This is a genomic window from Caulobacter sp., from assembly GCF_035254145.1.
Taxonomy (GTDB): domain Bacteria; phylum Pseudomonadota; class Alphaproteobacteria; order Caulobacterales; family Caulobacteraceae; genus Caulobacter.
In genome coordinates this window covers 1-10,781 of the sequence record NZ_DATFAV010000280.1, presented here as the reverse complement: position 1 = coordinate 10,781, position 10,781 = coordinate 1, and the positions used below count along the sequence as shown (strand labels likewise).

General features: G+C 68.2%; 10 protein-coding genes. 2 read left to right on the top strand and 8 right to left on the bottom strand.

Features of this window, described 5'->3' with window-relative positions:
- Both VJ655_RS17110 and VJ655_RS17105 read right to left on the bottom strand, forming a co-directional pair.
- Window positions 1-377, bottom strand: a 377-nt coding sequence (locus VJ655_RS17110; RefSeq protein WP_414646995.1) for a VOC family protein, incomplete at its 3' end; no start/stop codon positions are given.
- A 230-nt stretch (window positions 378-607) separates the two neighbouring features.
- On the bottom strand, window positions 608-2,761 hold the full coding sequence (locus VJ655_RS17105) for a protein-disulfide reductase DsbD family protein (RefSeq protein WP_324113167.1): 2,154 nt from the start codon (window positions 2,759-2,761) through the stop codon (window positions 608-610).
- A gap of 116 nt (window positions 2,762-2,877) precedes the next feature.
- On the opposite strand from VJ655_RS17105, the gene VJ655_RS17100 reads away from it, so the two are divergent.
- Entirely contained in the window at window positions 2,878-3,270 is a 393-nt protein-coding gene (locus VJ655_RS17100) for an acyl dehydratase (protein ID WP_324113165.1), read from the top strand.
- 63 nt (window positions 3,271-3,333) lie between these two features.
- Here the strand turns inward: VJ655_RS17100 and VJ655_RS17095 are convergent, their stop codons facing one another.
- A complete protein-coding gene (locus tag VJ655_RS17095; protein ID WP_324113163.1) occupies window positions 3,334-4,122 on the bottom strand; it encodes a SapC family protein in 789 nt (262 codons plus the stop codon).
- A 195-nt stretch (window positions 4,123-4,317) separates the two neighbouring features.
- On the bottom strand, window positions 4,318-6,357 hold the full coding sequence (locus VJ655_RS17090; RefSeq protein WP_324113161.1) for a TonB-dependent receptor: 2,040 nt from the start codon (window positions 6,355-6,357) through the stop codon (window positions 4,318-4,320).
- A gap of 160 nt (window positions 6,358-6,517) precedes the next feature.
- Between VJ655_RS17090 and VJ655_RS17085 the strand changes: the two genes are divergently transcribed.
- Complete coding sequence (locus VJ655_RS17085; protein ID WP_324113158.1) at window positions 6,518-7,324, top strand: phosphatase PAP2 family protein; 807 nt, start codon at window positions 6,518-6,520, stop codon at window positions 7,322-7,324.
- On the opposite strand, the gene VJ655_RS17080 is transcribed toward VJ655_RS17085, so the two are convergent.
- From VJ655_RS17080 to VJ655_RS17065, 4 genes are all read right to left on the bottom strand, one after another.
- On the bottom strand, window positions 7,321-7,848 hold the full coding sequence (locus VJ655_RS17080; protein WP_324113156.1) for a GNAT family N-acetyltransferase: 528 nt from the start codon (window positions 7,846-7,848) through the stop codon (window positions 7,321-7,323). The two genes, VJ655_RS17085 and VJ655_RS17080, sit on opposite strands and share 4 nt — an antisense overlap.
- Before the next feature lie 13 nt (window positions 7,849-7,861).
- Window positions 7,862-8,740 (bottom strand): N-carbamoylputrescine amidase, encoded by an 879-nt coding sequence (aguB, locus tag VJ655_RS17075; RefSeq protein ID WP_324113154.1) that lies wholly within the window; start codon window positions 8,738-8,740, stop codon window positions 7,862-7,864.
- Between the two features lies 1 nt (window position 8,741).
- Window positions 8,742-9,755, bottom strand: a complete 1,014-nt coding sequence (locus VJ655_RS17070) for an agmatine deiminase family protein (RefSeq protein WP_324113152.1) — start codon at window positions 9,753-9,755, stop codon at window positions 8,742-8,744.
- Between the two features lie 164 nt (window positions 9,756-9,919).
- Window positions 9,920-10,781: TonB-dependent receptor (locus tag VJ655_RS17065; RefSeq protein ID WP_324113150.1), on the bottom strand; the 862-nt coding region annotated here is incomplete at its 5' end.

Below are 10,781 nucleotides of genomic sequence, written 5' to 3'. Positions count from 1 at the left end.
ACGGCTTCGATATTGTTGCCGTCGGGATCGAGCACGAAAGCGGCGTAGTAGCCTGGATGATAGGTCCGCTCCCCCGGCGCGCCATTGTCGCGTGCGCCGTGAGCCAAAGCCGCCCGATAGAAAGCGTCGACCGTGGCGCGGTCCTTGGCCTGAAAGGCCAGGTGGCTCCGGCCTGTCGGGGCGCCCTGACTCGCCGCGCTTTCTGGTGAGGACACGACAAGTTCATCAGCCCAGAAATAGCCGTCGGCCGTATCAATGACGGGAATTTCCAGAACTTTCAGAACCGCCTTATAGAATTCCCGACTGACATCGAGATCACGAACGACCAGCTGGAGATGGTCGATGAGCCGACCGCGATGCAGTTCTGTAGTTCCCATGACCATCCAGCCTCTCTTCGTCGCGTTGCGAAAACCTCGAATTTGATCCGAGTTTCGAGATGACCTGTGCAACGCCGAAAATGGGGACCTTCGCAAATATTGCATTGATCATTCGCAAAGCAATCATCCGCCCAGCTGGACCGGAAAATCTGCTCAGGACGTTGGGAGCGACGCCCTTTTGGCGGGAATGACGAGTTAAGTGGGAATTGATCGATGAACGTCGATCGGTCCTAAGCTCCGCCGGCCTTGTCGATCGCCTCGATGACCATGCCCTCGGTCAAGAGCTGGGGCAACACCGCCGGCTCTCCGCCGTTCTTGGGATAGACGACGTATAGCGGCACGCCGACGCGGCCGAACTCGGCGAGGGCCTTGGCGATCACAGGGTCGCGATTGGTCCAGTCCGCCTTCAGATAGACGGCGTTCTGGGCCTTGAAGGCCTCGGCCACCTTAGCGCCCGACAGGGCGACCTTCTCGTTGACCTGGCAGGTCACGCACCAAGCGGCGGTGAAGTCGACCAGCACCGGACGCCCCTCGGCTCGCAGCGCGGCGACGCGCTCGGGCGACCAGGGCTCGGCGACCAGGCCCGCTCCGGCGGGAGACGTCTCGGCGGCGACGGCCGGCGGCTTGGCCATGAACGCCGCCGACAGCGCCAGGGCCAGGGCGGCGGCCACGCACAGCAGGCCAACGGCCGCCTGGGCGACGAAGGCCCGTCCCGCCGCGCGCCGGCCTTGCGACAGGCCGTAGAGCCAGGCGCCGAACGCGGCCAGGACGCCCGCGCCCAGGACCTGGCCCAGGGCGATCGGTCCAGCCTGCTGGGCGAACACCCAGGTCAGCCAAAGGGCCGCGCCGTACATCGGGAAGGCCAGACCCTTCTTCAGCACATCCATCCAGGCGCCGGGACGCGGCAAGCGTCGCAGCACGCCAGGAACGAAGGCCACGGTCACGAACGGCGCGGCGAAGCCCAGGCCCAGGGCCGCGAAGACCGTGAGCGCCACAGCGGCCGGCTGGGTCAGGGCGTAGCCGAGCGCGCCAGCCATGAACGGCGCGGTGCACGGCGCGGCCACCACCACCGCCAGAGCGCCGGTGAAGAAGGCTCCCAGCGCGCCATCGCGCGCCGAGGCGCCGGCCCCAACGCCCTGGATCGAGGTCCCGATCTCGAAGACCCCCGACATGTTCAGGGCCACCAGCAGCATCAAGAGGGCCAGGGCGGCGATGACCAGCGGCGACTGCAGCTGGAAGCCCCAGCCCACGGCCGCGCCGCCAGCGCGCACGACCAGCAGCAGCCCGGCCAGCGCCAGGAAGGTCGCCAGCACGCCGATCAGGAAGGCCAGGCCCTGCAGGCGCGCCTTGCCCTCGTGATGGGCGTGGCCAGCCAGGCTTGCGGCCTTCATCGACAGCACCGGGAAGACGCACGGCATCAGGTTCAGGATCAGCCCGCCCAGGAAGGCCAGCGCCACGGCGCCGATCAGGCCGCCCGGCGCGCCCACGGCGGTCTTTGTCTTGGCCGGCGGCGCGCCCAGGCCCGCCGCGTCGGCGGGAAGCGCGCTCGCGCTCGCCGTGACCTCCCAGGCCGCGCCGTCCGCCAGCGCCAGCACCCCCGCCAGCTCGGCAGGGGGCGTTCCACCACCCACGAAGTCGTAGCCGGGCTTCAACGTCAGGGTCAGGCCCTGGGGCCCGCGCTCGATCGCCTGGTCGGCGGCGTGCTCGATGACCTTGGGCGAATAGGGGAAGAAATAGGCGTCGGCCATGTCCGCGCCCTTCAGCGGGCCGCCGGTGACGGCCAGCTTCAAGACCTGGCCCTCCAGCTTGAAGACCGCCTTCAGGCCCGCGGGCTTGGGCGCCTTGGCCAGGACCTCGGCGATCCTCGCTCCCCACTTCGGATCGGCCGTCGGCGCGCCGGCCACCACGGGCAGCAGCAGCGACAACTTGGCGTCCTCGGGCACGCAGACCTGCTCGCAGACGAGATAGGAGACGTCGGCCGTCAGCGACACCGTGGTCCCCACCTGGGCGTCGGCCGGGGCGGTGATCGGCACGGGGATCAGGACCTCGCCCTCGTAGGCGTAGTCCAGCAGCGGGCCCAGCCGAGCCTTGATCGGCGTCGGCCAGACCATCTCGCCCGCGCGCCAACCGGCCGGAAGGGTCCAGGCGATCTTGGTCGCCTCGCCCGCGTCGCCGGGATTGCGCCAGTAGGTGTGCCAGTCCTTCTGGATCTTCTGGCGCAGGGCGACATAGACCGTGCCGCCGGGCGCGATCCCAGCTTCCTGCGGGGCCAGTTCCGATTCGATATGCCCCGAATTGACCACCGGTCCGGCGAGCGCGGCCCCGGCCAGAACGCTCGCCGCCAACAGGGCTTGCAGGGCGAGAACGGCTCTCTTCAGGAACATCGGGCGACCGGGCTTTGCGAAAACGACACCGGAAGCACACATGGCCCGGCTTGCCGCTCTCGACAATGGTCAAGACGCGACGGACAGTCGACGGGAGAATCAACCGGAAGACCGCCATGCCCGCCGCCTTCGACGACATCGAGATCGGTCAGGTCGTCTCCCTGGGGACCCGGGCCGTCGACCCAAAGGCGCTGGACGCCTTCGTGGCGGCGTTCACGCCGGGTTGGCCGGCGGAGAACGGCGCGCCGGACGCCATGCTCTTCTCGATCTGGAGCCGGCTGGACGCCGAGTCCAGCGCCGCCTGGCCGCAGACCAAGCGCCTGGGCGTCGACGCCCTGCGCTGGATGCGCAACCCGCCTGTCGGCGAGCTGCTGCGCGGCCGCATGACCGTGATGGGCAAGGACCCCGTCGGCGAGGGCAAGGGCATCGTCATCGCCCAGCACGACCTGCTCGACGAAGCCGGGCGCCTGGTCTTCTCGTGCCTGACCCGCAGCATCTTCGCGCGATAAAAGAAAAGGGCGGCGGAGCTTCAAGCCCCGCCGCCCCTGTCGTTTCAGCCGAAGCGCCGAACCTTAGTTCAGGCTTCCGGCCTGGGCCTGCTTCAGCATGGTCTTGGTGATCAGGCGATCCCAACCCAGCAGCGACACCAGGTGCGCGTAGATCTGCGCCAGGGCGCCGTTTTCCTGCAGTTCCTTCAGCTTGGCGGCCGACAGGCCGTTCAGCTTCTCTTCCGAGACGCCGAAGTACTCGGCGACCGTGACCGGCTCGCCGGCCGGAGCGCCGGTCTCGTCCTGCGGCTGGAAGATCGCCTTCTTCAGCTCGAACAGGTCGTTGTCCTTCAGGATCTGGACGAACGAGTCCGTGCGGCGGCGCTCGACCTCGAAGTCGTCGCAGAACTTGATGCAGTTCTGGGTGTATTCGGTCGGCTCGCCCTTGGCGTCGAACAGCGGGGTCTGGCCTTGCTCGGTCAGCAGGTCCGAACCGCGATCGATGCAGACGATCAGGCGGTCTTGCGTGTCGTCATTGGCCAGCACGAACGGATACCGGCGGATATAGGCCGGGATGTAGATGTTCGGTTCGATCGAGCCGTCGGCGGCGATGAACAGGTTTTCTTGCTGGTTCAGGCCCATCACGGCCAGCGGCACCTTGTCGTCGCCGGCGAAGATCACCGGGAAGGTCAGGGCGGCCGGCGCGAACTCCGAGACCGTCAGCGGCACGGCGGTGCCGGCGGCGGCGAAGGCGTAGGGCTTATCCTTGTGGACCAGAGCCAGCTTGGCGTGCTGCTCGCGGTTCAGCGGCTCCGGCGAATTGTAGAACAGGACGTTGCCGGAGATCTCGCCGGCGGCTTGGGACGTGGTCATGAAGAGCTCTACGACAGAATTAGAAACGGACGCTCGAACGCTTCAAGACGACCGCAAAGGCTCGGCGTTCTAGCCGATCCAGCGGAAGCGGGCAATCTAAGCCACGAAAGGCGCAGTCCGGGGCCCGGAGGGAGGATCCGGGCCCCGGCGCGGCGGGCTCTCGAGGGGGGCTGTTCGAGGGCCCGCTCCGTCTGGCTAGAACCGCCAGGCGAAACCGGCGCGGACCGAACGTCCCGGCGAGGGCGCGAAATCCTTCAGGAACGAGGCGTGCTCGCGGATCTCGGCGTTGGTCAGGTTGCGGCCGTCGACGAACAGGCGAAGGCCGGAGTCGCCCATCGGCTTGAACGTCACCATGGCGTTGACCTGGGTGTAGCCGTCGGTCGGCAGCTCGAACGCCGTGACGCGATCCTGCTCGGCCACCCGCCGGACCTCGGCATGAGCCTCCAGTCGCGGCGCGCTCCAGACGACGCGGCCGGTCACCGCCCACGGCGGCACGCGGGCGGGCGCGCCAAGATCGGTGGAGCCGCGCACCCAGTCATAGTTGGCTTCCAGCTTCAGGGACCGCTCGCCGGAGCGCCAGGCGGCGTAGGAGACCTCGGCCTCGGCGCCGTGGAACTTGGCGTCGGTCTGCGCATACTGGAACACCGGCAGGTCGTCCTGGATCGCGCCCGTCGGGGACTCCTCGATGAAGCCGTCGTAGCGAGCGCCCCACAGATGGCCCTCCACCCGCAGGCGATCGCCCGTGTAGCGGTAGGTCGCCTCCAGAGAGGTCACCTTCTCGGACTTCAGGTCCGCGTCGCCGACCTCGTAGCCGCCGGTGCCCGGGTGGGGACCATTGGCGAACAGCTCGAATTCCGTGGGGGCCCGGCCGTTGCGGGACAGGCTCAGCGCGACGAACTGATGGTCGGCCGGCTTGTAGAACACGCCCAGCGAGGCCGAGACGTTGTCGAATGACTTCTTGGCCGCGTCGGTCTTCAGCTCACGGCTGTCGAAGCGCAGGCCCGCGTCCAGCCCCCAGACGCCCTTGTCCAGGCGCTGCAGGGTGAAGACGCCGTATTCCTTGATGTCGGTCGAGGGCACGAAGGCTTCGTCGCCGATGGCCTCGAAGTGGCGTTCCAGGGCCTGGAAACCCACCGCGCCCTGCCAGCCATCATGTTCCTTTTGCACCAGTTCCAGGCGGCCTTCCGTGCCGTCGGACAGGAAGCGGGTGCCGACCTCGCCACTGTCGACCGAAACCTCGGCATGCTCGTACTTGGCGTGGCCCACCGACAGGCGGATCTTGTCGAACGGCCCCAGGTCCACGTCCTGCTCGCCGCGCAGGTCGTAGCGGGTCTGTTGCAGGTGGATCGAGACGGGTCCCTCGGCGGCGGGATCGATCGGGGCCAGGATCTGAAGGTAGGGCACGCCATAGGTCGTGTCGGTCTTCTTCAGCGAGACGCCGAAATAGCCGGTGTCATGCACGTAGGAGACGCCGGCGCCATAGGCGTCCATCTCGACGTCGGTGTTCTTGACGGTCTTGTCCGGATCGGGCGTCAGGCCGTCGCGCGCGGCGAGGCGGGCCGAGACGGGCGTGGTCGGCACGTCGTAGTCGCTGCTTTCGCGATGGTCGGCGTCGATGGCGAAGACCAGCGGCCCCTTGCCGAACTTGGCCGACCCATTGATCGACTTGCCGTTGTCGACCGACGAGACCGACCCGGCCACGCGGCCCTCGAATCCGTTCTCGGCGGGGCTGGAGGGCACCCGATCATCGATGATGTTGACCACCCCGCCGATGCCAGAGCCGCCATAGGCCAGGGTCGAGGGGCCGCGCAGGACCTCGATGCGCGAGGCCTCGCCCGGATCGGACGCCACGGCGTGATCGGGCGACAGCGACGAGGCGTCCACCTGGCCCACCCCGTTCTCCAGCACCATGACGCGTGGGCCCGACAGGCCGCGGATCACCGGCCGGCTGGCGCCAGGGCCGTAGAAGGTCGAGCGCAGGCCCGGCTGACCGTTCAGCATGTCGCCCAGGCCCGCGGGCGGCGCGACATCCAGCTGGTCGCGGGTGACGATGTTGACGCTGCTGGTCACCGTATCCAGTGACACCGCATAGGGCGCGGCCGTGATCACCACCTTGGAGACCTCGGTGTCACCCTCGGTCGCGGGCGTGGCGGCGGCGGCCGGAGCCTCGGCGTGGGCGGAAGCGGCGGCGAGCACGAGGAGGCTCGCGGCGGAGAAGGCGGCGCGACGAAGCATGGCGGGTCCTGAAGCGACTGAAACTTGGCCAGCGGAAGCTGGGCATGGCGGACTGTTATGAAATAACATATCCCTCCGTCAATCCGCTTTTGCACCGCCGCGCGCTTGACGGACGGTTTTGACGCCGCTCTGTGAGCGGATGACTTCCAGGACGCACGCCATGACCCGTTTCATGCTGATCGCCACGACCGCCTTGCTGGCCGGCTGCGCGGCCTTCGACGCTCCGCCCGCCCCCACCCCGATCGCCCCCGCCCCAATCGCCATGACCCCGCCGTCGTCGGGTTGGACCAAGCCGCCGCCCGGCTATCTGGCGGGGAACGGCGGCCTGGACGCCACGGTGATCCTCGGCCCGCCGCCCATGCCGGACTCCCCGCGCGGCAAGGCCGAGCGCGCCCAGTTCGACGAGACCCGCAAGCTGGCGAACACCTCGGCCTGGAGCCAGGCGATCGCCGACGCCGACCTCTCCGGCAAGAACGGCATGAAGAGCTTCTCGTGCGCGGCCGGCGTCACGCTCAGCGCCGAGGCCACGCCCACCCTGGCCACCATGCTGCTGCGGATGACCGACGACGCGGCCAAGATCTACCAGCCGGCCAAGGCGGCCTATCAGCGCCCCCGTCCGCCGGTCGGCAACACCGCGCCGATCTGCGTGCCGCGCGAACCCTGGATCGAGACCGACGGCTCCTACCCCTCGGGTCACGGCCTGATCGGCTGGGCCTGGGCCTCGGTGATCGCCGAACTGGTCCCGGACAAGGCCAGCCCGATCCTGGCGCGCGGCAAGGCGTTCGGCGACAGCCGCATCATCTGCGGCGTCCACTTCCAGAGCGACATCGAGGCCGGCCGCTACCTGGGCTCGGCCCTGGTCACGCGGTTGCACGACGATCCGGCCTTCCTGGCGGATCTGGCCAAGGCGCGGGCGGAGGTGGCGGCGTCGAGGGCCAGGGGCGCGCCGACCGACTGCGGCGCTTAAGGCCGGGCCACGAACATGACGTGGGCGCGCAGAGGATGGTTCTCCGCCAGCCCAGGATGATCGAAGTCGCGGGCCGGGTCCGGGACCATGCCGATCCGGCGCATGACCGACTGAGACGCCAGATTGGTCCGGGCCGTGAAAGCGATGATCTCGGGCTGCTTCAGGTGGTTCAGCCCGTAGTCCAGCGCCGCCTTGGCCGCCTCGGTGGCGTAGCCACGTCCCCAGGCGTCGGGGTGGAAGCGCCAGCCGATCTCGACGATCCGGCCAAGCTTCACCTCCGGCGGAACCCACCAGACGCCGGTCATGCCGACCACCCGGGCGTCCGCCTGGCGTTCCACGACCCAGAAGCTGAAGCCGTGCTCGAACTGATGGGCCTGGACCTGATCGACGAAGGCGTCACTCTCGGCGCGACCACGCACGCCGCCCAGCCATTCGCCGACCTTCGGGTGCGCGTTGAGGGCGGCGATCGCGTCCCGGTCGGCGTCGACCGCCGGGCGCAGCACCAGGCGGCCCGTCTCGATCATTTGGCGGTCGTGATCATGCGGGGCGGCCGCTCGACAGAGCCGAATAGAATTCCGGCCGGCGGTCGCGGAAGAAGCCCCAGGCGGCGCGGTGCGTCGTCAGGAAATCGAGGTCGAAGGTCGCATCGACGATCCCCTCGTCCGCGCGGCCCAGTTCGCTGACCAGGTCGCCGCGATGGTCGGCGATGAAGGATGAGCCGTAGAAGGTCTGGCCGCCGTTCGGATAGCCGTCCCACGGCTCGAAGCCGATGCGGTTGGCGCCAACCACCGGGATGACGTTGCTGACGGCGTGGCCCTGCATGGCCCGCCGCCACGGCAGGGCGGTGTCCAGGCTGGGATCATGCGGCTCGCTGCCGATTGCGGTCGGATAGAACAGAGCCTCGGCGCCCATCAGGGCCATGGCGCGGGCGGCCTCCGGGTACCATTGATCCCAGCAGATGCCGACGCCCAGGCGGCCAAAGCGCGTATCCCAGACCTTGAAGCCCGTGTCGCCGGGCCGGAAGTAGTACTTCTCCATATAGCCAGGGCCGTCGGGGATATGGCTCTTGCGATAGACGCCCAGCAGCGAGCCGTCGGCGTCGGCCATCACCAGGCTGTTGAAGTAATGCGGGCCTTCGCGCTCGAAGATCGAGATCGGGATCACCACGCCCAACTCGCCGGCCAGCGGCGCGATGGCCTTGACCACCGGGTGCTCGCGCCAGGGGTGGGCCTGCGCGAACCAACGCTCCTCCTGGGCGACGCAGAAGTACGGCCCCTGGAACAGTTCCGACGGCAGGATGACCTGCGCGCCCTTGGCGGCGGCTTCGCGGATGAAGCCCTCGGTCTTCTTGATGTTGGCCTGCAGATCCATGCCGTACGAGGTCTGGATCGCGGCGACGCTGAGCGTGCGGGCCATGTTACGCGGGCTCCTGCTGGCTGATGCAGTGGAACGAACCGCCGCCGGTCAGGATGGCGGTGGACGGCAGACCGATGACCTGGCGCTCGGGGAACAGGCCCTTGATCACCTCGACGGCGAAGGCGCCCGACTCCTCGGCGTAGATCGGCACGATCACCGCCTCGTTGGCGATCAGGAAGTTCATGTGCGAGGCCGGGATCGGCTCGCCGTCCTCGTCCAGGATCCGGCCCGGCGAGGGGATGCGCGCGACCTGCAGCGGCGAGCCGCGGCTATCGGTCATGCCGGCCAGCAGCTTGGCGGTCTCGGCGTAGACGTCCGCGTTCGGATCATCGACGCCATAGGCCATGGGACAGGCGACGACGCCGGGCGCCACGAAGCGGGCCAGGTTGTCGACGTGGCCGTCGGTGTGGTCGTTCAGCAGGCCATCGCCCAGCCAGAGCACTTTCTTGGCGCCGAGCGCGCCCGCGAGCGCGGACGTGGCCGAGGACTCGTCCCAGCCGGCGTTGCGATTGGCGTTCAGCAGGCACTGGCGGGTGGTCAGGATCGTCCCCAGGCCGTCATGGTCCAGGGCCCCGCCCTCCAGGATGAAGCCGTTGCGAACCAGGGGCGCGCCCGAGGCCGCGGCGATCTGCTCGGCGACGATGTCATCGCCCTCCAGGCTGTACTTGCCGCCCCAGCCGTTGAACTGGAAGCCGGCGGCCGAGGAACGCGCGCCCTCTGGGCCGCTGTCGTCGACGAAGATCGGCCCCGTGTCGCGCAGCCAAATGTCGCCGAACTGGCCACGGACGATCTCGACGCTGGTGTCGGAGAGCAGGGCGCGGGCGGCGGCTTCGGCCTCGTCGCCGACCACCATCAGCCGCACGCGCTCGCCACCCGGGCCGGCCAGGGCGCGGGCGAGGTCGGCGACCTCGGCCTGCGCCTGCTCCAGATCTTCCTGCCAGAGCTCGGCGTGGCTGGGAAAGCCCACCCACATGGCACGGTGCGGAGCCCACTCGGCGGGGACGATGACGGTCATTCGAAAGCCCAATGCGGCATGCGGAAAACGAAAGGGGGCGCAGATGGCCCCTCGCGGGGCGGGGGTCAAGACGCCTGTGACTAGCAGACGCGGATGACAAAGAAAAAGGGCGGCCCGAAACCGGACCGCCCTTCTCGCTTCTCGCTGTCGGTCAGCGCCGGTTCTTAGAACTCGGTGCGCAGGGTGAACTGCACAGTGCGCGGAGACCCGATGTAGTAGGTCGGCGCACCGGTGCCGGTCACGCCGGCGATCGGCAGCGCATTGGTGCGCGAGCTGATCGAACCGAAGTAGGTCTCGTTGAACAGGTTGTTCACGTTCAGCTGAGCGTAGGTGTGCTTGGCGAACGGCAGGTCGTACTGCAGCTCCAGATCCCACACCGTGTAGTGCGGCGCGACTTCGTCGTTCACGTCGGTCGAGAAGCGGTCGCCGGTGTACTTGCCTTGCACGCCCAGGTGCAGGGCGTCGGTGATGTCCCAGTCGACGCGGCCGCCGAAGGTGTACTTCGGGGTTTCGACGATCTGCTTGCCCTTCAGCGGGATCACGTTGCCGGCAGCGGCGCCGTTGATCAGGTTTTCCTGGATTTCGCTCTTGTTGTACGAGAACGAAGCAGTGACCGTCAGGTATTCCTCCAGGGCCCACGCGGCCTGGGTGTCGAGGCCATAAGCCTTCACCGCGCCGACGTTACGGTCGATGCTGATGCCCAGGTCCGGATCGTACGATTGCACGATGCGGTTCGAGTAGTCCGTCTTCCACAGAGCGGCGGTCGCCATCAACTTCGGGTTCGAGTAACGATAGCCGACGTCGTAGGTCTTGGTCGTTTCCGGACGGGTGTCGGCCGGCGTGCCAACGCCGTTCACCAGGGTGGCGGTGTACAGGTTGTCCGTACGCGGCGAGGAGAAGCCCTCGGCGTAGCTGACATAGACGCTGCCCGCGGCGCCCAGGTCGTAGCTGACGCCAGCGTTCGGCAGAACCTTGTCGTACTTCACCGTGGCCTTCCACGGCTTGATGAACTTGGTCGTCGAGGTG

What these genes read in the sequence shown, in the direction of transcription:
- VJ655_RS17105 (WP_324113167.1), bottom strand. Translation starts at nt 2,761, where the DNA reads ATGTTCCTGAAGAGAGCCGTTCTCGCCCTGCAAGCCCTGTTGGCGGCG.
- VJ655_RS17100 (WP_324113165.1), top strand. Translation starts at nt 2,878, where the DNA reads ATGCCCGCCGCCTTCGACGACATCGAGATCGGTCAGGTCGTCTCCCTG.
- VJ655_RS17095 (WP_324113163.1), bottom strand. Translation starts at nt 4,122, where the DNA reads ATGACCACGTCCCAAGCCGCCGGCGAGATCTCCGGCAACGTCCTGTTC.
- VJ655_RS17090 (WP_324113161.1), bottom strand. Translation starts at nt 6,357, where the DNA reads ATGCTTCGTCGCGCCGCCTTCTCCGCCGCGAGCCTCCTCGTGCTCGCC.
- VJ655_RS17085 (WP_324113158.1), top strand. Translation starts at nt 6,518, where the DNA reads ATGACCCGTTTCATGCTGATCGCCACGACCGCCTTGCTGGCCGGCTGC.
- VJ655_RS17080 (WP_324113156.1), bottom strand. Translation starts at nt 7,848, where the DNA reads ATGATCGAGACGGGCCGCCTGGTGCTGCGCCCGGCGGTCGACGCCGAC.
- aguB (WP_324113154.1), bottom strand. Translation starts at nt 8,740, where the DNA reads ATGGCCCGCACGCTCAGCGTCGCCGCGATCCAGACCTCGTACGGCATG.
- VJ655_RS17070 (WP_324113152.1), bottom strand. Translation starts at nt 9,755, where the DNA reads ATGACCGTCATCGTCCCCGCCGAGTGGGCTCCGCACCGTGCCATGTGG.